The sequence below is a fragment of the Granulosicoccus sp. 3-233 genome, from assembly GCF_052681095.1.
Window position 1 is genome coordinate 162,421 of record NZ_JBQYLE010000007.1, and the last position, 21,836, is coordinate 184,256.

At 58.9% G+C, this 21,836-nt stretch carries 23 protein-coding genes; 8 read left to right on the forward strand and 15 right to left on the reverse strand.

Translation table 11 applies throughout. From position 1 onward, the window contains the following. Nucleotides 1-174 precede the first annotated feature (174 nt). Both ACUNV4_RS18660 and ACUNV4_RS18665 read left to right on the forward strand, forming a co-directional pair. The gene (locus tag ACUNV4_RS18660) at nt 175-1,374 is read left to right on the forward strand and encodes an ABC transporter substrate-binding protein (RefSeq protein ID WP_430880112.1); all 1,200 of its coding nucleotides are present in this window, start codon (nt 175-177) and stop codon (nt 1,372-1,374) included. Between the two features lie 14 nt (nt 1,375-1,388). Further along, entirely contained in the window at nt 1,389-4,184 is a 2,796-nt protein-coding gene (locus ACUNV4_RS18665) for a methyl-accepting chemotaxis protein (RefSeq protein ID WP_430880113.1), read from the forward strand. On the opposite strand, the gene ACUNV4_RS18670 is transcribed toward ACUNV4_RS18665, so the two are convergent. Further along, nucleotides 4,154-5,527, reverse strand: coding sequence for a serine hydrolase domain-containing protein (locus ACUNV4_RS18670; protein ID WP_430880114.1), 1,374 nt, complete (start codon nt 5,525-5,527; stop codon nt 4,154-4,156). The two genes, ACUNV4_RS18665 and ACUNV4_RS18670, sit on opposite strands and share 31 nt — an antisense overlap. Nucleotides 5,528-6,323: 796 nt before the next feature. Continuing rightward, nucleotides 6,324-6,911: a hypothetical protein gene (locus ACUNV4_RS18675; RefSeq protein WP_430880115.1), complete on the reverse strand. Its 588-nt coding sequence runs from the start codon at nt 6,909-6,911 to the stop codon at nt 6,324-6,326. Between the two features lie 287 nt (nt 6,912-7,198). Here ACUNV4_RS18675 and ACUNV4_RS18680 point away from each other — a divergent pair, with 287 nt between their 5' ends. Both ACUNV4_RS18680 and ACUNV4_RS18685 read left to right on the forward strand, forming a co-directional pair. After that, nucleotides 7,199-7,978 carry an exodeoxyribonuclease III gene (locus tag ACUNV4_RS18680; RefSeq protein ID WP_430880116.1) on the forward strand — a complete coding sequence of 260 codons (780 nt, stop codon included), beginning with the start codon at nt 7,199-7,201 and terminating at the stop codon, nt 7,976-7,978. Beyond that, nucleotides 7,975-8,868: a DMT family transporter gene (locus tag ACUNV4_RS18685; RefSeq protein ID WP_430880117.1), complete on the forward strand. Its 894-nt coding sequence runs from the start codon at nt 7,975-7,977 to the stop codon at nt 8,866-8,868. Before ACUNV4_RS18680 ends, ACUNV4_RS18685 begins: the two co-directional genes overlap by 4 nt. Before the next feature lie 46 nt (nt 8,869-8,914). Here the strand turns inward: ACUNV4_RS18685 and ACUNV4_RS18690 are convergent, their stop codons facing one another. The 11 genes from ACUNV4_RS18690 to gspG form a co-directional block, all read right to left on the reverse strand. Then, nucleotides 8,915-9,676 carry a hypothetical protein gene (locus ACUNV4_RS18690; RefSeq protein WP_430880118.1) on the reverse strand — a complete coding sequence of 254 codons (762 nt, stop codon included), beginning with the start codon at nt 9,674-9,676 and terminating at the stop codon, nt 8,915-8,917. A gap of 96 nt (nt 9,677-9,772) precedes the next feature. Next, nucleotides 9,773-10,267: a YybH family protein gene (locus ACUNV4_RS18695; protein WP_430880119.1), complete on the reverse strand. Its 495-nt coding sequence runs from the start codon at nt 10,265-10,267 to the stop codon at nt 9,773-9,775. A gap of 122 nt (nt 10,268-10,389) precedes the next feature. Beyond that, nucleotides 10,390-11,220: a 3'(2'),5'-bisphosphate nucleotidase CysQ gene (cysQ, locus tag ACUNV4_RS18700; RefSeq protein ID WP_430880120.1), complete on the reverse strand. Its 831-nt coding sequence runs from the start codon at nt 11,218-11,220 to the stop codon at nt 10,390-10,392. Between the two features lie 60 nt (nt 11,221-11,280). After that, nucleotides 11,281-12,054 carry a type II secretion system protein N gene (locus ACUNV4_RS18705; protein WP_430880121.1) on the reverse strand — a complete coding sequence of 258 codons (774 nt, stop codon included), beginning with the start codon at nt 12,052-12,054 and terminating at the stop codon, nt 11,281-11,283. Then, the gene (gene gspM, locus ACUNV4_RS18710; protein ID WP_430880122.1) at nt 12,054-12,524 is read right to left on the reverse strand and encodes a type II secretion system protein GspM; all 471 of its coding nucleotides are present in this window, start codon (nt 12,522-12,524) and stop codon (nt 12,054-12,056) included. The genes ACUNV4_RS18705 and gspM overlap by 1 nt, the downstream gene beginning before the upstream one ends. Before the next feature lie 16 nt (nt 12,525-12,540). Beyond that, nucleotides 12,541-13,755, reverse strand: coding sequence for a type II secretion system protein GspL (gene gspL / locus ACUNV4_RS18715; protein WP_430880123.1), 1,215 nt, complete (start codon nt 13,753-13,755; stop codon nt 12,541-12,543). A gap of 14 nt (nt 13,756-13,769) precedes the next feature. Beyond that, entirely contained in the window at nt 13,770-14,945 is a 1,176-nt protein-coding gene (gene gspK / locus ACUNV4_RS18720) for a type II secretion system minor pseudopilin GspK (protein WP_430880124.1), read from the reverse strand. An 11-nt stretch (nt 14,946-14,956) separates the two neighbouring features. Continuing rightward, nucleotides 14,957-15,556, reverse strand: coding sequence for a type II secretion system minor pseudopilin GspJ (gene gspJ / locus ACUNV4_RS18725; protein WP_430880125.1), 600 nt, complete (start codon nt 15,554-15,556; stop codon nt 14,957-14,959). Further along, nucleotides 15,553-16,008, reverse strand: a complete 456-nt coding sequence (gspI, locus tag ACUNV4_RS18730) for a type II secretion system minor pseudopilin GspI (RefSeq protein ID WP_430880126.1) — start codon at nt 16,006-16,008, stop codon at nt 15,553-15,555. Before gspI ends, gspJ begins: the two co-directional genes overlap by 4 nt. A 2-nt stretch (nt 16,009-16,010) precedes the next feature. Continuing rightward, a complete protein-coding gene (locus ACUNV4_RS18735; protein ID WP_430880127.1) occupies nt 16,011-16,586 on the reverse strand; it encodes a pilus assembly FimT family protein in 576 nt (191 codons plus the stop codon). Between the two features lie 3 nt (nt 16,587-16,589). Beyond that, nucleotides 16,590-17,048: a type II secretion system major pseudopilin GspG gene (gene gspG / locus ACUNV4_RS18740; protein WP_430880306.1), complete on the reverse strand. Its 459-nt coding sequence runs from the start codon at nt 17,046-17,048 to the stop codon at nt 16,590-16,592. 123 nt (nt 17,049-17,171) lie between these two features. Here gspG and rrtA point away from each other — a divergent pair, with 123 nt between their 5' ends. Beyond that, nucleotides 17,172-17,798: a rhombosortase gene (gene rrtA / locus ACUNV4_RS18745; protein WP_430880128.1), complete on the forward strand. Its 627-nt coding sequence runs from the start codon at nt 17,172-17,174 to the stop codon at nt 17,796-17,798. Then, nucleotides 17,798-18,313, forward strand: coding sequence for a GNAT family N-acetyltransferase (locus ACUNV4_RS18750; protein ID WP_430880129.1), 516 nt, complete (start codon nt 17,798-17,800; stop codon nt 18,311-18,313). Before rrtA ends, ACUNV4_RS18750 begins: the two co-directional genes overlap by 1 nt. 34 nt (nt 18,314-18,347) lie before the next feature. Here ACUNV4_RS18750 and ACUNV4_RS18755 read toward each other — a convergent pair whose 3' ends face one another. Further along, a complete protein-coding gene (locus tag ACUNV4_RS18755) occupies nt 18,348-19,280 on the reverse strand; it encodes a DMT family transporter (protein ID WP_430880130.1) in 933 nt (310 codons plus the stop codon). 10 nt (nt 19,281-19,290) lie between these two features. Further along, nucleotides 19,291-20,310 carry an Ldh family oxidoreductase gene (locus ACUNV4_RS18760; protein ID WP_430880131.1) on the reverse strand — a complete coding sequence of 340 codons (1,020 nt, stop codon included), beginning with the start codon at nt 20,308-20,310 and terminating at the stop codon, nt 19,291-19,293. Nucleotides 20,311-20,418: 108 nt separating this feature from the next. On the opposite strand from ACUNV4_RS18760, the gene ACUNV4_RS18765 reads away from it, so the two are divergent. Together ACUNV4_RS18765 and ACUNV4_RS18770 are read left to right on the forward strand one after the other, a co-directional pair. Further along, a complete protein-coding gene (locus ACUNV4_RS18765; RefSeq protein WP_430880132.1) occupies nt 20,419-20,679 on the forward strand; it encodes a hypothetical protein in 261 nt (86 codons plus the stop codon). Nucleotides 20,680-20,732: 53 nt separating this feature from the next. Further along, entirely contained in the window at nt 20,733-21,797 is a 1,065-nt protein-coding gene (locus ACUNV4_RS18770) for an SDR family NAD(P)-dependent oxidoreductase (protein WP_430880133.1), read from the forward strand. The last annotated feature ends 39 nt before the right edge of the window (nt 21,798-21,836 follow it).

Sequence of the window (21,836 nt, forward strand, 5' to 3'; positions counted from 1 at the left end):
TCTGCGACCCGGATAACCGATCGCACTGCCCCACCTGAAATATACCGCTATTCTGCCTGTCATCAGCGGCCCTGACCGGTCTATTCCATGTTACGCATCCCTGTCCCTGAGCTGTCAAGAACACGCCGTCAGGGTCGATGAATTGGGGACTGTGGTAACTCCGGATACACCGACGTGGCATCAAGACTGAGATCAACCGTAACATCCATCACTCTGGCAGCAAGCTGCCTGGTGGCAACAACCGCGCTGGCGGAGACTCCCGGGGTATTCGCGGATCGCGTTGTCGTCGGCCAGTCGGCGGCCTTCGAAGGGCCGGCCATGGCGCTCGGCCTGGGAATGCGGCAAGGCCTGCAGGCGGCCTTTGCCGAAGTCAATGAGCAGGGCGGCGTGCATGGACGACGCATCGAGCTGCTGACTCTCAATGATGGCTACGAGCCGGATCGAGCCATTGCCAATACACGCCAACTGATCGAAAAGGACAAGGTATTCGCACTGGTAGGGGCTGTTGGCACTCCGACTTCCAAGGCCACCCAGCCATTGGCCAAGGCAGCAGGTGTACCGTTCATCGGGCCATTCACCGGTGCCGGGTTTTTGCGCGATGCCGACAATACCCATGTCGTCAATGTGCGTGGCACCTACGATCAGGAAACCGAGGCCTGGATCGAACACCTGACCGAGGATCTGGGCAGCAAGCGCATTGCCATTCTCTATCAGGACGATTCATTCGGCCGTGCTGGACTGTCCGGGGTGCAGAAGGCCATGGACAAACGCAATCTGACGCTGGTCGCCGAAGGCACCTATGAAAGAAACAGTGTTGCAGTCAAGACAGCACTGCTGAAGATTCGCAAGGCAAAACCGGACGCTGTCGTCATGGTGGGCTCCTACAAGCCCATTGCAGCGTTCGTGAAACTGGCTCGCAAGATTCGCATGGAGGCCCAATTCGTGACCATCTCCTTCGTCGGCAGCAAGGCGCTGGCTGCCGAGCTCGGCAAGGATGGTGAAGGGGTCGTTGTAACGCAAGTTGTACCCCGTTACGATGACTCGAGTCTGGCGCTGGTCGAACAGTATCACCAGGCCTTGAACAGACTGGATGTCAGCGCGACACCCGGCTTTGTATCACTGGAAGGGTATCTCGTTGGCAGACTACTGGTCGAGACACTCGAACGAGTCGGTCCCTCACCGAGTCGAGAAACCCTGATCAGCCAGTTCCAGCGGGCCCCGGTGGATCTGGACATCGGTGGTGTGACTCTGAGCTACGGTCCGGGTGACAACCAGGGCATGGATAAGGTCTATCTCTCCGTGTTGCAGAAGGATGGCACTTTCCGTTATGTCGATCGACTGGATCAGGCAATAAGCACCGCGGAACTTCCCTGAGCCGCAGACCTGCCATGAACATACTCACGATGGGAATCAGGCCAAAGCTGCTGATAGCCTTTGGCCTGATACTGGCAACCACGCTCATGGCGAGCGCCATTGCTCTGTATGCCTACACCCGGTTTGCTGACGCAATGACCGAGATCACTCAGCACCGTGTGCCCCTCATGGCAGACTCGATGGAGCTGACTCGCCTCGGCATGCAGACCAGCGCCATCGTGCCACTGCTGTCCGCCGCCAGTACACCCGAACAGGCTCGCCGCCATCATCAGGCGCTGCAGAACAACTCGGACAAGATAGAAGCCCTTCTGGCACATGACGGAAAGAACGGCGATGGCAGAGTCGGGCTCGGCGACACTACTGCAACGCATGACATCGTGCAACGCGTGCAGGAGCAGATCGATCTCCTGAGTCTTCGTGTGGGTGAGGAGCTTGAGGCAATGCGCAAGCTCGACGAAGCAAGCCTCATCAGTAATGAGCGACAGGTTTCCATCAATCAGAAACTGCGAGACATCATCGATACAGCTACCTTCGACTTCGTGATTCTGGCCGAAGACATGTTCAGCGAGAACAGCGAGTTGATCGACACCATGCTGTACCAACACATCAGCACCATTGTCGGGGCATTGCATCTGGAATCCGATGTCAACAGGCTGATAAACGAATTGAGGTCATCGACAAGCAAACTGACAACGCTCTCGCGCAAACGAGGGCGGAACGCAGCAGTGGCCATGATGGATCAGCTGCTGAAGGATCGTCAGGAGATCGACGCCTCTCATGCCAGCGAGCTGACTGTCATCGATTCTCTCGTGTCAAGACTGGATGACCTGACTCGTGGTGAGAATTCCCTGTATGAAACAGACATCGACTTCAGTTCCATCCCGAGTGCTGCTCCTGCGTTGCCAGAGCTGGGCGAAATCGAAAGGAAATTTGTCAAACAGCTTTCTCTGATACTCGATGCCGGTTATGCCCGGGTATTTGAAACCAGCCAGGAGTTGAGCATCAGTGCCAGAGAGACCTTGCCACTGTTCATGAGTGAAGGTGTCGAGGGACTGGTGGGCCTGCTCGAATTGCGTGCAGAATTGAACACCATCGCAGGCATACTCGCTCAGGTACCGCAGATCTCGGACGCCCTGGTGTTACTGCCCTTATCCGATCGCTATATTGCGGCACACGACGCCATTGTCTCCAACCTGTCATCGGTGGGTGATATGGAGGGTATGGATGAAGTCCGTACGATGCTGGACGAGCTGTTCGCACTGGGTGATATCAACACCGGGATATTTCACCTGAAGCGACTCGTCCTGGAGAGCAAGGGTCAGGTCTCACATGTCCAGGCGGAGCTGAGTCGTACGCAGGACACCTTCGTCGACCGACTGGCCGAGCAAGTACAGATGAGTCGCTCACATGTCGAGTCTGCGGGCGCCAATGTCATGTCCATGATCGAGGCAAGTCGAATGCAACTGTTCATCGTTGCCCTGCTGAGCCTGCTCATCACTGCCGGTATCTACTGGCTTCTCATTTCCAGAGACTTGCTGGCCAGATTGCTGCAGACCATCACGGCCCTGCGGTCCGTAGCCGACGGCAACTATGATGTCTCGGTGAACCTCAGTGGTCATGATGAGCTGAGTGATCTGGCTCGTACTGTCGAAGTGTTTCGTGGCAATGCGCTGGAGGCTCAGCGCCTGCAGGAGGAACGCGCGGAACTGGCGGCGAAACAGCAGGAACAGGAAAGCAAGGTCGCCGAACAGGAGCAGCTTGCGCGCGAGCAGGAGCTTGCACGGCATCGCCTGGAGCAAGCCGAGTCTGCACGCCAGAAAGAAGTGGCCGATGAACTGCAAATGCGGGTGGATCGTCTGCTGGCTGCAGTCAGTGCCGCAGCGGATGGTGATCTGAATCATCCGATCGATACCCGGGGAGAGGATCTTGCCGGACAGATGGGCAAGGCACTGGACTCCCTGTTCAGTGGCCTGCGCAGCAGCATGGCCAGCATCAACCTCAATTCAGCACAACTGACACGCGCCTCCGAGAGCCTGACGACGCTCTCCGTTGAAATGCTCGATTCCGCGAAAGCCAACTCCGAGCACGCACTGGAGGCATCGAATCTGACCAACGATGTGGGTACAAACGTTGACAGCGTTGCCGGTGCAACCGAGGAAATGAGCTCATCCATCAAGGAAATCGCCCGCAATACCCGTGAAGCGGAAACCGTGGCAGCCGAAGCCGTCACACTGGCAAAATCGACTGACACCACCGTTCGAAAACTGGCTGACAGCAGCGCAGGCATCGGGCATGTCATCAAGGTCATCACCTCGATCGCAGAACAGACCAATCTGCTGGCCCTGAACGCGACCATCGAAGCGGCGCGCGCGGGGGATGCCGGCAAGGGCTTTGCGGTGGTGGCAACCGAAGTGAAGGAACTGGCCAAGGAAACCGCGCGGGCGACCGACCAGATCGAATCACGTATCAGCGACATCCAGTCGGACACGGAATCCGCGGTGCTCGCCATTCAATCGATCAGTAGCATCATCGACAAGATCAGCGACATCCAGTCGGCCATTTCGGTCGCAGTCTCCCAGCAGTCCAGCGTCACGCAGGAGATCAGCCGATCCATCCTGCAGACCGCCGATGGCAGCCAGGCGATCTCCGCGTTGATTGTCGGTGTCGCTGAAAAGGCGAAATCCAATCAGCAGGCATCCGACCATGTCAGCAAGGCCGCCGGCGAACTGTCCGACATGTCCGCCCAGCTACAGAAGCTGGTGCAGCGCTACGCCGCCAATCAGGATAACGGCAACTCCATGGCGGCCTGATAGACCGCGGTACGCAATTCACGCCGCATGGGGTAGCTCGAGGACGGGTAGAGTTGTGTCAGGAAGACCACCAGCAACTCTTCTTTCGGATCGATCCAGAAGAAGGTGCTGGCAGCTCCCCCCCAGTGACACTCACCGGCGGAGCCGAGCATCTGCGCTTCCACGGGGTCCAGCATCACGGCAAAGCCCAGACCGAAGCCGATGCCGTTATAGCTCGTTTCACTCCAGACTGCCTGGCCCATGGATGCCATGTCGCCATTGCCCGGCAAATGGTTGCGGCACATGAAATCAACGGTCTTGCCCGACAGCAGACGCTGCCCGTCCAGTTCACCGCCATTGAGCAGCATTTGCGCAAAACGGGCGTAGTCATCGATGCTGCCCGTCAAGCCCCCACCGCCCGACAACAGAGCCGGTGCCTGCAGAAAGCTGCTGCTGGCCGCAGGATCGATCACCTGGGGTGGTTCATGGCGCAGCCCCCGAGACGCCGCCTGTGCGCTTGACACCTTGCCTGGCGCCTGAGTCAGCGCAGACTCAGTCGTACCGATGCTGCCAAGATCACCACCAGTGGCAGGCATCAGCAGATCAGCCAGGCGGCCTTCATCCCCGGAACGAACATGGAAGCCGGTATCGCGCATGCCCAGCGGCTCGAATATTCGATTCTGGAAATACTCATCCAGCGGTTCTCCCGACCAGATCTCGACCAGTCTGCCGAGCACGTCACTGGCCACGCTGTAATTCCATTGACTGCCGGGTTGACACAGCAGCGGTGCACTGGCCAGACGCTCCACCAGTTCGGCCAGCGGGGTATCCGCACCAGGAAAATCCAGACCATGATCGCGGTAGTAACGATCCACCGGTGTGGCATTCATGAAGCTGTAGGTCAGCCCTGCCGTGTGCGTCATCACCTGCCTCACGGTGATGGGACTTTGCTGTGGTACCACGTGACGCAGTATGGCATCCGAGTCTTCAGGGTCACTGGCCGGCACGGTGCCATCCCACACCGGCGTACTCGCGAAAGCCGGTATATACCAGGCCAGCGGATCATCCAGCTGAAAATGCCCCTGCTCGTACAACATCATGGCCGCCACAGCCGTCACCGGCTTGGTCATCGAATACAGGCGGACCAGCGTATCCCGATCGAATGGTTGACCATCACCCTGTTCGGTCGCTGGCCGCGCCAATCCGGTTGCCTTGAAGAATCCGGTCGCCCCCATGCGGGCCAGCAGCACACTGGCACCAGCCACACGGTTCTGCTGCACCTGCTGCTCCATCCAGAGTTCGAGGCGTTGCAGTCTTGCGGGGTCCAGTCCCAGTGACGCGGGCGACGAAGTGGGCAGTGTCATGAGTCAGCACCTTCAGGAAGAAGTGCCACACATTACACCATTGGCAGGCACGGTTAAACGAACCTGACGATAGCCGATCAGATCACCACTGCTTGCCTTGAATCAATGAAGGCAGGCAAGGCGACAACCTGAGATCGATGATTCGGAAACCTCTTTGGCAGGCAAACGTTCAACGAATAAAGCGAACGTCTGCGTGGGACCAACGGCTACACCTGCGGCTTCGAAGGCCTGGTCGGGTATGTGCAAGATCTGTGGCCGACCGACGAGCTTATCGGACATGCGCTTCGCAAGGATGTCCCCATTTTCCAGAATTGGTTCGACGTTACAAACCGATGAACACTCACACATGGTGCTGTTCGCTCGCAGGGGATTCCGAAAGGAAAAGCAGAACTCGGCAATGGCATCTCGAATCATCAAAGACTCCCTTGAGGCAGGGCAGATTCGCCAGTTCGACGAGTCAGCCTCACGCAAGTACAAGAAGTACGTACCGTGGTGGGCCTGAGTTAGTGAAATGAATTGAAACGAGAAAAATCCTGTTTGATGGTCATTTGACCGGGACGTAGCGAGGGAGTTGAAAAAAGCAACAAAACCATTAAAAAAAACAGCTACTTGGAAATTTCAGCTTATTTGATTCTCATTTGCCGTCGTTCAGAATCGTCAGCAGATCTGACTGTCATCAAGGAAGGCAGAATCACCCCATTCCGGTGATGTAAACAAGGGGGAAATCAGCCAACAGCAAGCATCACTGCGAATCAACTCGAAACAGCATGACCGGCAACCCCGCTGAGGTGATGGCTCAGCCGCGCTGGGCCTTCAGTTCACGATACCGAAGCAGATCATCTTCGAACTTGTCGGCCACTTCACCGCGTTCGGCCGCTTTCGAATCAATCAGTGACCAGGCATTCTCGATATTGCGCTGAATGCTGCGCTGTTCGGCATACAGGGAGTCCTGGGCCTTGCCGGGGCCTTGTGACTTCTCCTGCATCTGTACACGCTTGTCGACGATCGCCAGACGCTCGGACAGTATGCGAATGCGATCATCGAGACGGCTGATCAGCCCATCGATCATGCCGATACGATCATCACGGGTACGAATCAGATCATCTTCGGTCGTGAAGGTTGCCAGCAGAGCGCGATCACGGATGCGTGCCAGTTCCTTTTCACGTTCCAGCTTGCGAGCCTCGCGGCGTTCCTGGCGACTGAGCACCTGTTCGAGCACCACGCCCTGATTGTTCAGAATGCTGTGGCCATTGTCCTGAATCGAATCCGGCGCCCTGTCCTGGTAGATGACCAGTCCACGATCCTCATACTTGTAGACCGGTTCGGCCATGGCCGAACTGCAGACCAGCAGCAACACAGCGGACAGCATTGCCGGAGCTCTCATGGACGCAGCGTTCCGAGTCGAGGGCGGAACCGATCCGATCGACTTGCGAGCATCTGCCGAGCAGTCAGTGAGCCTCAGGGCTTGAAACATGATCGCACTCCGTAAGTCCTCCATGCAGGTCTACGCAGCAGCACTCCTGCATTGCCTGCCAGCATCAATCAGTCAGGACGGCTGTCCCGTCTGCAATCTAGCGTCACCCCGGCAGGCAACGTGAACGCCTATTACAGATTCTGTGAGCCTCATCTCCTATCGATTGTCGAGGTAATGACACGTGTACAATCGCGGGCATGCGAATCATCACGGCGAACCTGAACGGCATCCGATCGGCAGCATCCAAGGGCTTCTTCACCTGGATGAACCGACAACGTGCCGATGTCATCTGCATTCAGGAGACCAAGGCGCAGGAGTGGCAACTGGAAGATCCGGTCTACCATCCTCGCAGCCTGCACTGTCATTATCACGATGCCGAGAAGAAGGGCTACAGTGGCACCGCCCTGTATTCCCGACTCCAGCCACAGACCATCATTCGCGGCCTGGGTATCGACTGGATCGACCGTGAGGGCCGCTACCTTGAAGCACAGTATGGCAATCTGTCGGTCATTTCCCTGTACATGCCGTCCGGCAGCAGTGGCGATATTCGGCAGGAATACAAATACCGCATGATGGATGCCTTCCTGCCTCATCTGCAATCCTTGCGCGCCCAGGGTCGTGCAGTGGTCATCTGCGGCGACTGGAATATCGCGCACACCGAAGCGGACATCCGCAACTGGCGCGGCAACCGCAAGAATTCAGGCTTCCTGCCCGAAGAACGCGCCTGGCTCGGCGAACTGTTCGATCAGCACGGTTACTGCGATGCCTTTCGCCAGTTACCACAGAAGGAGCATGAGTACACCTGGTGGTCACAACGCGGTCAGGCACGCGCCAACAACGTGGGCTGGCGCATCGACTACCAGATTGTCAGCGACGACCTGGCACCGACGGTGCAGCGCACCCGCATCTACCGCGACAAGCCGTTTTCGGACCACGCTCCCCTGATCATCGATTACGACTTCCAGATCGAAGCATGAAGACAGCAGTGCCGTCCTGGCTGAGCTGGCTGGTTCTGCTGATCGGCATCGTGGCGACAGCCTGCTCCTTTGTCTTCATTCGCGAGAGCAGCGAACCACCGGTCATGCTGGCCGCCTGGCGAGTACTGCTGGCCACGATCATGCTGAGTCCTGCCTATCTGCTGGCAAGACGTCGCCATGGTGACGGTCCGGCATTGGCCGTGTTGCGACGTTCTCTGCTGCCCGGAATCGTGCTGTCCGCTCATTTCGTGACCTGGGTCATCGGCGCTCGGCTGAGTCTGGGAGCCAACGCCACGATCATTGTCAATCTGGTGCCTCTGGCCATGCCCATATTGCTGTGGCTCATGTTCGGTGAGGTGATGCAACGTCGCGAATGGCTGGCAACAGCTCTGGCCGTGGCTGGTCTGGGCGTGCTCGCCCTGGACAATCTGCAGCTCAGCGCGGGGCATATGCTGGGCGATACCGTCTGCCTGCTGTCGATGTTTCTGTTCGCTTTCTACCTGACGCTGGCGCGGCAACATGCACAACTGCCCAGTCTCTGGCTGTATGTCGTTCCCGTCTATGCGGTGGCAGGCATCACCTCCCTGCTGGCAGCCCCGTTCTTCGGACCGGTTGCACCCTCGTTCGAACTGCGCAATGTCTCCATGGTGATTGCGCTGGCCGCCGTGTCGACCGTCATTGGCCATTCAGCTCTCAATTTCTCGATGCAGCACATGCGTGGCCAAACGGTTGGCGTGATGATGCTGGCGCAGTTCATCGTGGCCGGAATCATCGCCTACTTTCTCTACACCGAAGTTCCGAGTCCACTGTTCTATCTCGCCAGTGCACTGATGGTGTCGGGCATGGTCATGGTCGTGCTCAACCAGCAAGTGGACGGCAAGGGCCACTGAAGCGGCTCCGAGCGTGTGCCAGCCAATGTGCAGAGCAAGGGCAGATCTATTCCACAAACAGGGCTCGCAGACGCGCGTACAGTCCCTTCAGTCGCACCCCGAGTGTCTGTTCCCGCATGACCACCACCGGTCCTTCTGACGAGGCCTGTCGCGGCGATGCCTCAGCAGTGCCTTTGACATCTGATGACTGTGCGGACCGCGGGACTTGCCGCCAGCGGCGTTGCGCGCGAACCAACCAGCCGGACACCACTCGCCCTGCCCTCCGACGTCGTTCTGCGGAACGCCGCTGAGCCGACTCTCTCGACGACTCTCTCGACGACTCGCTCGACTGCGACTGACTTCGTGTCTTGCCGTGAGCGCCAGTGCTCCTGCCCGACGACCCGGTCGAGGATTTCGAACCAGCATGCACACCCGGACCCTGTTGTCTGCCACGAGCCACTCCCTGACGCAGGTGACTCGCGCGCTGCGCATCCAGTTCGATGGTGCCGATGCGATGCCAGTCCATGGCATCGGTCAGACCTTGCAGCAGCTCCAGCGCCACCGGTTTCTTGCTTCGCGTCAGCGTCACGCTGGAGCCATCGAGCATCACCACCGTGATCCGATGCAAGGGTTTGATGCGCAGGAAGGCGAAAGAGAATCCGATCACCAGACTCAGACTGGCAAGCAGCATGATGATGGGAATGATTTCAGGTGTGGACCCTATCCAGAGATGATGGAGGCTCAAGCCCAGCAGAGCGACACTCAGACACAACATGAGCACCACACCGAGGCGCGGTTGCCCGAGTGTGGAGAATTCCAGACGCGCCACCGTGCGGATCGCGAACCGGGATCCGCCGTTTATCAGCCAGGATGGCGTGACAAGCGATTTCCCGTCGTTGAAAAGCTCGTCGTCCAGAACCGTCGATCAGTGCAGAACCGGAGGACGCCGTGGCTCATCGAGCTCATCCAGCTCGTCGTCCAGATCATCGAATCCCGTGTCATCAAAACCCTGGAAGTCGGCATAGTCATCCTGAAACGCGGCATCTGGTTCCGGGGAGGCGTGATGCAACAACATGCGCCAGCCGCCGCCTTCGACGTGATAGATATTGGTGGAGACCATGACGCTCACGACTTCGCCGTCCAGCTCGATTTCCTCGCGCACCAGATGCACGGCCAGCCCTTCGTTGCCGGTGTACAGCGCATCGACAATCGAAAAATTGAGAATCGGGGCGTCCGAGAACAGTTCGACATAGCTGTCCATGACCGCACGTCTTCCCTCGATGCGTGAGGAGCCGGGGTGCACACAGACGATATTGTCGTCACTGGACCAGACTTCATCGAGCGCCTTGATGTCGGCCTGCTCGATAGCCTCGTAGAAGGCGGCCTCAGCCTCTTCAGGGGTCTTGAATATTCTACTCACAGCTCGTCAGAGGTTTGTCCAGACAGTCAGTCTATCTCGGACACCAGCATAATTGTCGGGAAAATGCCAGATTTAACGAAGCAGTAGAACCTGTTCGTGGTTATGCAGTCGATCCGCTTCGATCAGGCCCGCAGGGCATCCAGTGGCACATGCTGCATCCAGTCGACACGATCGTCGCCATAGACCAGAAAATGCGGATTGATCAGGGATTCGCGCATGTTGTAAGTCAGATCCTGGCTATGGATATCACGAATGTGTCCGCCAGCTTCTTCCACGATACACTGCGCGGCCGCTGTATCCCACTCACCGGTGGGTCCGAGGCGAGCATAGATATCCGCAGCCCCCTCTGCCACCAGGCAGCTTTTCAGGGCAGATCCCATCGGAATCTCGTCGTAGTCACCGATACCGTCGAGAAACTGCTGCATGCAGGGACCCGTTCTGGGATTGCGGCTGCGCGCCACCGTGATCGGCGTCGGCGCCGGACGCACACTGATGGGCTGAGGCGGCAGCGTGCCGATCTGTTTGAAGGCACCATTGCCCTGGGTCGCAAAATAGGCGACATCGAGTATCGGGGCCACAATCACCCCCACAACCGGTCGGTTGTCGACCACCAGAGCGATATTGACAGTGAACTCGCCGTTACGGCGCAGGAACTCCCGCGTACCATCCAGCGGATCCACCAGCCAGAAAGCCGGCCACTGATGTCGTTCCTCGAAGGAAATGGCATCGGATTCCTCCGACAACACCGGAAATCGAGGACTCAGGGCACGCAGTTCATCGACAATGATGGCGTGGGCGGCAAGATCGGCAGTTGTCACCGGCGTCTTGTCATCCTTGTAATCGACATCACAGTCGTCAGCCGCGTAGACCTCGACGATGCGATCACCAGCCTGATGGGCAATGTCGAGTGCATCCCGGGTCAAACGGCGGGCTGTTTCTGCTGGAATCCTCATGGCGGATTGATCTTGCGGTCCTTGTTCCGAACTAGCGGCAGAATCGGATGATACTGAATCCTACATCAGCCGGTTGACATTGCCCTGCCGTTGAAAGCGCACCCGGCCACTGGAGTCCGCGCGACCCATCTGGCGCAAACCATTGATGACCTCCGGTGGTGCATTCGCCGCCGGAGTAAACAGTACATCGGCAGTAAAGTCACCCGTAAGCGTCACCGTCACCTCGCCATCCATCGTCACATCACCGCCCACTGCCGACAATGACACGACATGCGACTGCTCATCCTGCGGCCGAATGACGATGTCCACCTTGCCCAGCGCCGTCGCCACTGGCCTCTCCAGTGCTGCATTGTCCCAGCTCAGCGTGCCACTCATGGATTTCAGCACATTGTTCGCCAGGGTGACATCGTCGAAATGACCACTCAGTTCGCCGGCAAAGCTGGCGATCGGTACCGGCAATAGCGGTTCCAGTGCCTTGGCCTGGGCAGTGAAGTCGAAGTCGCTGACCACGATATCGCCATTCCAGCGACGCATCACCTGACCGGTGCCTCCGCCGCCGTAGCCATCGAATTGCAGATTGGCACCCGCACCACCACTGAGCACGGTTCCCGGTGCCAGGGTCCAGCCGACGTTCCGGAACTCCAGCGGCAACAGATCGTCAGTGGAACGCACACGGTCGATGACACCGTTGTAGAGCTTGCCGTTGACACCTTCCAGCGCCACCGGTCCCAACTGGGGACGTATCCGGTCGACGACGGGAGCGGCAGGAAACAGGACTACCGTTGCCACCAGCCAGGACAGCACACCCACCAGGCAGAGCCAGAGAATCCGCATCAACTACGCTCCATGTTGAATCGAGCTGTCACCGTGCCCGTATTGCGACGACTGATCGTCAAGGTCGTGACCTCCAGACCATAGAGTTCCAGTTCCGCCAGCACACCGACCAGCTTGTCGAACTCCACCTCGCTGAACTGCACTCTGGCACCATTGGCACCACTGGGCTCCACGCGTTCGGGTGGGTCCATATTGGCCTGACGAATCACTTCATCAATCAGCAGATAAGGGGCCTTGTCAGAGGTCTTGCCCTGCACGGTGTTGCCACTGGATGCCCGCAGCTGCGCGCCTGCGCGGCTCACGAATTCCAGGGTCTCCTGTTTGCTGATCAGCGCCTGCTCGGTACTCAGCTTGCTCGCCTGCAGCGGATACCACGCCAGCGCATACAGCAGGCTGACCAGGGTAAGCACCGCCACCACCATGACGATCATGCGATCGCGAGTGGACTGTCTCAGATACCAATCTTTCATCGTTGCTGACGCTCCGTCACTCTATGCGCACGCGGCCGCGCACGGTGTTGTTTTCACGATTGGCCGACTGAACGCTCATGTTCAGGGAACCTCGTCTGGACAGCTCCGATTTGAGCGCATCCAGCGTGGGCACGGCATCGGTGTTCAGATCCAGGTCGAATCGTCCGTTTCGATAGCCGATGGACTTCAGTTCCGTCTGCGGCTGGGTTGCCAGACTGGCTGCAATCTGCGACAGGCGATTCGTGAAACCGTCCGTGCTGTTGTTGCCCAGCTTCTCCAGAGCCGCCTGGATCTGGCTTTTGGGTCGCTGCATTCTCGCACCGGGCAACGCCTGCTCGAAGGCCTGTCTGATCTGATTGTCCAGATGCGCCTCCTGTTCCTTCAATCGCTGGACGTCCAGCCATTTGCCCGCAAACAGTGCAATACACAGACCTGCTGCCAGAACCGCCGTCCAGCGCCAGGGCTTCCAGCTGTTGTCGAAATTTCTCTTCGGATTGTAGTCGCCCTGCAACAGATTGATAGTCGGCGAGGTCACCAGGCCACTGGCATACAGCGCCAGACGGTGGTCCACGGGACGCTGCTCGATGTCGATGCTGGCAGGTACATCCAGAGTACCGGCTTCGGTTGTACTGAACATGACCAGCGAGGCACCGGCATCTTCCGGCAGCTCGGCACGAGCGCCCTGCAACATCATGGCTGCCATGCCCGGATCCGTCGCGAAGCCCTTGCAGCCATCGAGTCGGACAACGGCCAACTCACCGTCGAGCAATGCAGTCCAGGCCCGGATCTCCGGGCTTGTGCTCTCCAGTTGAGGCAAGGCCAGCGGCTCGGGAATCAGCTGCGACGGACGCAAACCGGCCTCTTCGCACTGTGCCAGCACGGCATCCATCATCTGGCGGCTGATCACCGCAACCGGGTAGCGATCATCGCGCCCCTTCTGCCCGAGTGCGAAATGCAGCTCGTCCACATCATCGGCAACCTGATCTTCCAGCGCATAGGGTACCGCCTGCAAGGCACGAGCCTGCGAGCCACCGGGCACCACCGCTTCGGCCAGCAGTACGTCATCGGCCGGCAGAATCAACGTCACCCGACGCCCTTCGACCTGTTCAGCCACCTCTGGCAGTGTGCTGTACTCGATACCGCTGCTCAGCCTGCCATTGTCCTCGGACACCGCCCACTGGACGGCCTCCTCCCCGACGTGGGGCATGTAAATGATGACCTGTTTAGACACGATGATTCCTGTTTCTATAGCGTATCGCGAGAACGGTAAAGTACTCGCGTCTTGCCCTCAGCATCACGCTCGAACAGCGTGTACTGAGACATCTTGATACCTTCTGCCTCGACATCGATGCGAACCTGAAAGTAACTGGAGCGCACATCATACGAACCGGCGGGTGCGGACTCTTCACCGGTATCGGCTGAATCCACTTCCTGATCAAATAATAGCGTGCTCTCGTAGGGTTCCAGATCCCGACCAGCACCCGCCAGCGTTTCAGGCCCGTCATCGGCCGACAAATCGAAAATATCCTCACACTCAGGATAGTCTTCATAAGCGCCCGTGTCCCATCGGGAAAGATCAGCGGCCAGCGGCTTGATCTCGTCCGACAATGATGCCAGTACCTCAGGCGTTGCCGTATTGACGTTGACCGGGGTCGGACCATTGTCCGTTGGCAAGGCCGAGATATGGGGCAACAACCGCTCGTAGTCGTCGGCTTCCGCCTCGATGGCACTGCTGAACCCCTTGACTAGTTGCAATTCACTGACACTGACAAACGGTCTGTTCGCGGCCCGATAGCCGTACTCCAGGCCCGTATAGTAATCGTCTTCCGCGCCTTCGGGAATCGTGGCATTGATATCCTTGTCGACCCAGTCGACGATCGCCTGCGCCTTGGTTTCATCGATGTTGAGCTCCAACAGCAGGCGCGTCAGTTGATTGACGTAGAACTCGACCGCCTCGCCATCAGCGTTCACCAGATTGTTCAGATTGAAGCGCCCCTGCATATCCACAATGCAACCCTGGATGGATGCATTATCGATCGGAATGGGAGGGATCGTCTGCGCCCAGTCATCATCCAGCGAATCGGTATTTTCCCGAAGGCCCGCCTGTACATCCCGGTACAGCAAGGCCGCTGCGAAGCGTTCGCCGCTGACACCGATGGCGCGTGCCTGCAGAATGATGCCTTCGTTGCGTTCACGCTGCATGTCCAGCTGCTGCCGGTTGGTAATGGACACGATGGTGATCGTACCCAGTGCAATCAGCAGCATGGCCGTGATGATGGCTACGCCCTGCTGCCGTCGAGGCAGAGAATGCCGACAATGCGCTGGCCTCCTGCGTACCGAACGGCCTGCCGTCATTCCTCCGCTGTTCACAGTGGCCTGCGCCATGGCGTCCGCGCCCTCGACTCTGTCCCGTTTGCTCATCAGGTCGCTGTTCATCCCGGCAAGGCAAACACGCGGATGATCTCGCCATAATCCTCGAGTTCCAGTTTGAACTCGATCGCCACCGGCATGCCGGGAGTCTCGATATCAGCCGGAGGCCAACTGGTCTGCCATTCGCCCTCGCTGTCGAGAAAGCGCAGATCCAGGGCGTCGACACCGGTGAGCAACTGACGCCGGCGAGTCGGTTCTTCGTTGATCGGGTCGAGGTGATACCAGTACTGGCGAATCAGCTTGTCTTCATCCAGTCCATAGGCAACCCGTTGCAGATTGGAGCGCGCAGGCGATACCTCCGCCGCCGGATTGGTCCACCCGGCACGAGTGAATTCGAACAGATATTCTCCCTCGACATTGAGCTGTAGCGGCGGCAGTTCCAGGTCGACGGCAGATCGCACCGAACGATCGGTAATCTGTGTGATGTCTTCGGCCAGCCAATAGAAGGTGCGCTGCAATTCGCTCAGCCGGGTTGATTGCTGTTCGATGCGATCACGGGTTGCAGTGATCTGGAACAGCATCTGGAAGCCTGCAGTACCGAGTATCGCCAGCAGGAACATCGCAACCAGCAGTTCGATCAGGGTGAAGCCACGCTGTCTCACTGTCGAACCTCCGGGTTGCCGACAAAACCCGAAATCGTGTAGACATAGCTGTCGGCGTCCTTGTCACGTCGTACCTCGACATCCACCCGACGCAAGTCATCATCAGACACTTTCTGCGTACGGGTGCGTACATACCAGCGAAAATCTCCGAGCATCGCTTCCGTGTTCGTTGTGCCGACATCCGGCCAGTCCGGCAGTACCTGCAGCTCTGTCAGACGGTTGCTGGCCACCCAGCGACCGAATTCGCGCTCCCTCAGATAATCGGCTCGCCAGGCGCTGGAACCTGCCGAGGCCACCAGGGCGGAGACACCCACGGCAATGATGGTCATGGCCACCAGCACTTCGATCAGGGTGAAGCCGCGGGTGCAACCGCGGGTGCAACCGCGAGTACAGCTGCGGGCGCCACCGCGGGTGAGCTTCGATCTGGCTGGACGCCGAATGGGTTTACTCACTGTCACGAGCCTTCAAGCTGCTCCACAACCACGGGCAGAACCTCTCCGGTCGCTACTTCGTAACGGAATTCACCCTCGAGGTCGCTGATGAGGATCCGGAAATCGGGAATGATCTCGCCATTGGACAGGAATATGACATGGGGTTTCAGGGGGTCTTCCTCGGTGGCCTCGGCAAGCTCCGTCACCAGATCTTCCAGCACGATAGGCAAGCCGGAGATATCCACCTGGAACTCCACGGGAACATCCTCGGGGCGGAATCGCAGTTGCCCGTCCTCGAAGATCTCCCAGGTCGAGTCACCCTCTTCATCCTCGTTCAGGATGTAGAACTCGTAGGATTCCGGATGAAACCGGATCCCGAACTGCTGACGTGCGTATACCGCCTGGTCGGCCGCCAGATCCATCAGCAGACCGGTTCTCTGCGCCGTGGCGCGGACACTCTTGCCGACGTTCCTGAAGTCGATGTTGATCACGACCGCGCCTACCAGGATCGAGATGATGGTCACCGTGACCAACAGCTCGATCAGTGTAAAACCCCGTGCGCGACTCGCAGCAGGGCGCGACCATGACGTACCCGCCATCATTCAGTCAGCGTCGAGACTGCTGATATCGGCATCGAAACCTTCACCGCCTTCAACACCATCATTGCCCAGCGAGATGATTTCGAAATCACCATCCTCACTCTGATACAGATAGTCGCGTCCCCATGGATCCTTGGAAAGCTTCTTCACGTAACCACGACCATTCCAGTTGGCAGGCTCCGGGTCGCCGGTGGGTTTGGTCACCAGCGCTTCCAGTCCCTGTTCGGTCGATGGATAATTGAAGTTATCCAGCCTGTACAGTTCCAGTGCAGATGAATAGGAGGCTATGTCATTCTTGGCTCGCACGACGCGCGCTTCGTTGGGTCGATCCATGATCAACGGCACGACAGTTGCGCCCAGAATGGCAATGATTGCCACGACAACCATGATTTCGATGAGGGTAAAACCGCTTTGCGCCGATCGCACCCCTGCGCGCTTCGCAGCGGACGGACTTGCCTCCATCGCCGATGAAACGCTTGCTTGTTGTATCTGTTTGTCCATCAGGACCACTTCTCCCGTATTCTCAAAGGGTTGATCTGTCTTGCCGTGAGGATAGCACCGCCAATAAGACTCGATGCCTGCTTAATGATTCAATCTTCAGAGATCCTTGTCCGTTCGCCGGCTCACCGCCTGGCAGTGTGTATCGCTCTGCTTTGCATTGCCCTGCAATACGCGGGCCTTGCAGACTCCTTACGATTCGATCGGGCAGCAATAGATTCCGGCCATTGGTGGTTATTGCTTACCGGTAATTTCGTTCATCTGGGCTCAGGCCACCTGTGGATGAATCTGGCGGGGCTGGCCCTGGTTGTTGCTCTGGTGTGGCAGCACTTCACCGCCACACAGTGGTTGCTGCTGACGCTCTTCTCAAGCCTTGTGGTGGGGATGGGCCTGTGGCTGTTCAACCCTGACATACAGGGTTACGTCGGATTTTCCGGAACCCTGCACGGATTGATCATTGCCGGCGTGCTGGCCGACCTGCGCCCGTATCCGAAATCAGCCGGTGTTCTGCTGCTGCTGGTTGTCGGCAAACTGGCCTGGGAGCAGTACAACGGTGCACTGCCCGGCAGCGAATCCGTGGCGGGTGGCATGGTTGTCGTGGATTCTCATCTCTATGGGGCCATTGCCGGTGCGATATTCGGCATCCTGATGCTGGCCCTCCGGCAACAGCGCCGGGGCCGGCGCACAACCACCGACAACCCTGACACACTGTAATGGACTGGCACTTCCGACGTTTTGACACCCTGGACAGTGCGTCGCTGTTCGCTCTCATGAAGCTGCGGGTAGACGTCTTCGTGGTGGAACAGAACTGTGCTTACCCGGAACTGGATGATCACGACAACGCTGCCGGCACCTGGCATCTGCTGGGCCTGAGCAATGACACTCTGGCGGCCTACGCCCGTGCGATGCCCGACCAGGTCATCGCCCGAACGCTACGCGATCGTTTGGCGAACACGACGTCGACGATCGACGACAGGCACATGGTGCGCATCGGACGCGTGGTGGTAGCCCCCGCCTTTCGCGGTCAGGCACTCGGACGGGCACTGATGCAGCGCATGATCTCTCACCTGGACCGGGAACATCCCCGGCAGGTGCAGTTTCTGGCGGCTCAGACAGGCGCTTGCAGCCTGTACGAATCCCTGGGGTTCATCCCGGTATCGGACCGTTATCTGGAGGATGGCATCGCGCATGTCGACATGATGCGCCTGCCTGCGTCGACGTCGCGATAAGCCTCCCCTCCTGCTCTGCATTGAAACGGTTACGTCAGGGTCGCTCGACCAGGCCGTTCGGATCGGGATGGCGACCGGCTTTCATGCCGAAACGTGACAAGGCAATGCCGATCAGTATGATCCCCAGGGCCACGTAGGCATTTGCCGGCAATCTTTCACCCAGCAGCAGCACACCCGCCAGCATGCCGAACACCGGCACCATGAAATTGATCTGACTGAGAAACGAGGCACCCTGACGGCCAATGATGATCAGGATCATTACGGTGGCCACCACTGTCGGCCCGATGGCCAGCGCCAGCAGCGCACTCAGCGACTGCCAGGACGGTTGCAATTGCCAGGGTTGGTCTACCAGCATCGTCACCGGCAACAGCATCACGCAGGAGACGAACATCAGCGCCGTCATCACCGACCAGCGCGGCAGGTGAGTCAGATGGCGCGTCAACAGCGCATTGATCGCATAGGAAACCGCGCTGATCAGGATCGCACTCTGTCTGACCAGCTCGTCACCCAGTGCATTCAGGGCGGATACCCCCATCAGCACCACCACGCCCGCCAGACCGAACAGGACTCCGGCAAGTTTCCAGCGAGTCAGCTTTTCATCCTGAGTGACGACATGCGCCATCAGGATCGTGAACAGCGGCATGACCGCCATGAATATGGAGGTCAGACCGGCCTCGACTCGCACCTGTCCCCAGCTGATCAGGCTGAATGGCAAGGCATTGCCGAAAAAGCCGGCAGCCATGATCGTGATCCAGACTCGTCCCGGAGCCGGCATGCGCTGTCCGAACACACGCATCAAGGGGTAGAGCATGACAAAGGCCAGCAACAACCGGCCGGCCGCAATGCTCAGCGGTGGAATATCCAGTACCGCGATTCGCGTCAGGGTGAAACTGAAGCCGAACAGCATCGCCAGCGATACCAGCAACACATAATCTGCCAGTGCCGGAGCGCGGCGTGCGATGTTCATGCAGGGTCGCTCATGAGGCTTCTGTCTTCAGTGCCTGCAGATCAGCCAGCAACTGCCCGGAGACCATGACCCCGTCCCTGCTGTGCTGCTCACGCGCAGCGTAACGTCGCTGAGACGGCAGACGCGTTCCCGGCTGATCCAGGATTTCGCTGAACAGGTACTCGGCCCGAGCCAGATGGTCGCCACCGGCATTGCAATGCGCCGGATCGATGGCCAGAATCAGCTCCCCGCCCAGGGGCGCACCCACGCCGTGGCTGTCATTGGCACTCGATTCCAGACTGAACAGATCACCGATCAGTGCGCCCGCCAGCAATTCCACCATCAGCGCAAGGCTGGCTCCCTTGTGCCCACCGAACGGCAATTGCGCGCCGGCCAGAGCGGCTGCCGGATCGGTTGTCGGATTGCCGTCGCTGTCGATGGCCCAGCCTTCCGGCAAGGCCTTGCCTTCGCGCAGATGCAACTGTATCTCGCCACGAGCACTGGCACTCGAGGCCTGGTCGAAGACCAGCGGCGGCGCATCCTGCCGCGGGAATCCGAAAGCCATGGGATTGGTACCGTAGACCGGCTTCTTGCCGCCGGCCGGGGCAACAAAGGCATTGGCCGCAGTAAAGGCGAACACGACCAGCCCCGCCTCGGCCAGGCGTTCGACCTCGGGCCACAGCGCCGCGATATTGTAGGTATCGTGAATGGCCAGCGCCGCAATGCCATGTCGGCGTGCTTTCTCCTGCAAGACCGGCTCACCCAGTTTCAGCGCCAGCGGGCAGAAGCCGCCGTGTGCGTCCACATGCGCTACCGATGACTCGGAGACTCGCAATGTCGGCTCGATCACCGGATTTGCATTCGGGTTCTTCAAGGCCGCCACGTAAAAGGGAATGCGAAACAGACCGTGCGACAGGCACCCGTCACGCTCGGCCAGGGTCACCGTTTCGGCAATGGCCCGGGCCTGTGCCGTCGAAAAGCCCCGACTGGTCAGCACCTCGGTGGCGAGTGTTTCCAGTTCCTGAAGGGACAGACGTTGATCCTGAGGCATGGCGGCAACTCGTTGGGGGATGTCACGCTAGTTTACATTCCCCTCCGGTATTGAGCGGCACTATAGAGAACCCGAATTCCACTGTCTTCACGATAGAACGAGTCGTCAATGAACTTCGTCGAGTGCTATTTATGCGGTGGCCTCGCCGTGCAGGAAAGTGTCAGACGAGACCTTACCGCCACGATCTTCTGCACACGGAAACTGTGCGGCAGATATGAAATCACTGAATCGGCCATGCAGGCCGTGCGTGATGGCGCCGTACTCAAGGAGCCTCTCGATACCGTTATCTCACGGGTCTATATCGCCAATCGACACGATGAGCGCGTCCTCGTCAGCGACAGTGATCTGCTGAGCGAACCCACCACGTAGTAACAGCTGATCTGCGGATCCTTTCCGCGTCTTGACCAGTGGGTACCTCAGGCATGCAGAGCGATTTTCTCGACGCATTGATGGAAAAGACGGTGCTGCCCAGCTTCAGCAGCATGGGCCCTGCGATACGCAGGCGACGTCACGACTGGTCTCCTCTGGAATCCTGCAATCTCGCCGGCAAGGTCGTGGTACTGACGGGAGGCACATCGGGTATTGGCCAGGAGGCCGCCAGGCTCTACGCCACGCTGGGCGCTACCCTGGTATTGCTGGCTCGCGATGAGTCGAAGGTGCGCCACCAGGTGGAACAGCTGCGCACCTCATCCGGCAATGACGACATCCTCTGGTTCATTGCCGACCTGGGCGTGCGTGAGCAGGTGCTGCAGGTCGCTGCCGAGCTGGCCGAGAACTACCCGTACATCGACGTACTGGTCCACAATGCCGGCGCACTGTTCAATGAGCGACAACACACGGCAGACGGGGCCGATCTGAGCGTCGAGCTGATGGTGGCCACCCCGTTCCTGCTGACGGCAAGGCTGTTGCCACAACTGGGCAATCACCGCGCCGATGACGGGAAGCAGCCCCGCCGGGGACCAGGCCGGGTCATCACCATGAGTTCGGGAGGCATGTATACCCAGGGCCTGCATGTGGAGCAGCTGGCAATGAGTGATGCCGATTACAGCGGGGTGCGTCAGTACGCTCGCGCCAAACGGGCACAGGTCATTCTCAATGAAATGTGGGCCGAGCGTGTAGCGCCGAGCGAGGTGGTTTTCCATGCCCTGCATCCGGGCTGGGTCGACACACCGGGCATCAGTGATGCGCTGCCCGGCTTCGTCCGGCTGTTACGCCCTCTGGGTTTGTTGCGCAGTCCTCGTGAAGGCGCAGACACGCTGGTCTGGCTCAGCGCCGCGAGTGAGGCTGCCGCCTGCTCCGGGCGATTCTGGCACGATCGGGCGGTGCGCTCCATCGACATGAGCGACAGCACACGGCAGGCCGATACCCCTGACCGACGGGCGGCCTTGTGGCACTGGTGTGAGAACAGGACGGGAGAAATCGTGATGCCAGGGACCCGACCACCTCATGTGGCCGAGTCTCCGGTCTTTCAGCAACCTGAGAAGTAGCTGATCAAAGGATACGTGTCCCAGAGGCGTATGGTTCAG

Bases quoted from the DNA above. Each gene is read 5' to 3' on its own strand.
- ACUNV4_RS18665 (WP_430880113.1), top strand. From the start codon at position 1,389: ATGAACATACTCACGATGGGAATCAGGCCAAAGCTGCTGATAGCCTTT.
- ACUNV4_RS18670 (WP_430880114.1), bottom strand. From the start codon at position 5,527: ATGACACTGCCCACTTCGTCGCCCGCGTCACTGGGACTGGACCCCGCA.
- ACUNV4_RS18675 (WP_430880115.1), bottom strand. From the start codon at position 6,911: ATGAGAGCTCCGGCAATGCTGTCCGCTGTGTTGCTGCTGGTCTGCAGT.
- ACUNV4_RS18680 (WP_430880116.1), top strand. From the start codon at position 7,199: ATGCGAATCATCACGGCGAACCTGAACGGCATCCGATCGGCAGCATCC.
- ACUNV4_RS18685 (WP_430880117.1), top strand. From the start codon at position 7,975: ATGAAGACAGCAGTGCCGTCCTGGCTGAGCTGGCTGGTTCTGCTGATC.
- cysQ (WP_430880120.1), bottom strand. From the start codon at position 11,220: ATGAGGATTCCAGCAGAAACAGCCCGCCGTTTGACCCGGGATGCACTC.
- ACUNV4_RS18705 (WP_430880121.1), bottom strand. From the start codon at position 12,054: ATGCGGATTCTCTGGCTCTGCCTGGTGGGTGTGCTGTCCTGGCTGGTG.
- gspM (WP_430880122.1), bottom strand. From the start codon at position 12,524: ATGAAAGATTGGTATCTGAGACAGTCCACTCGCGATCGCATGATCGTC.
- gspK (WP_430880124.1), bottom strand. From the start codon at position 14,945: ATGAGCAAACGGGACAGAGTCGAGGGCGCGGACGCCATGGCGCAGGCC.
- ACUNV4_RS18735 (WP_430880127.1), bottom strand. From the start codon at position 16,586: ATGGCGGGTACGTCATGGTCGCGCCCTGCTGCGAGTCGCGCACGGGGT.
- gspG (WP_430880306.1), bottom strand. From the start codon at position 17,048: ATGGAGGCAAGTCCGTCCGCTGCGAAGCGCGCAGGGGTGCGATCGGCG.
- rrtA (WP_430880128.1), top strand. From the start codon at position 17,172: ATGATTCAATCTTCAGAGATCCTTGTCCGTTCGCCGGCTCACCGCCTG.
- ACUNV4_RS18750 (WP_430880129.1), top strand. From the start codon at position 17,798: ATGGACTGGCACTTCCGACGTTTTGACACCCTGGACAGTGCGTCGCTG.
- ACUNV4_RS18755 (WP_430880130.1), bottom strand. From the start codon at position 19,280: ATGAACATCGCACGCCGCGCTCCGGCACTGGCAGATTATGTGTTGCTG.
- ACUNV4_RS18760 (WP_430880131.1), bottom strand. From the start codon at position 20,310: ATGCCTCAGGATCAACGTCTGTCCCTTCAGGAACTGGAAACACTCGCC.
- ACUNV4_RS18765 (WP_430880132.1), top strand. From the start codon at position 20,419: ATGAACTTCGTCGAGTGCTATTTATGCGGTGGCCTCGCCGTGCAGGAA.
- ACUNV4_RS18770 (WP_430880133.1), top strand. From the start codon at position 20,733: ATGCAGAGCGATTTTCTCGACGCATTGATGGAAAAGACGGTGCTGCCC.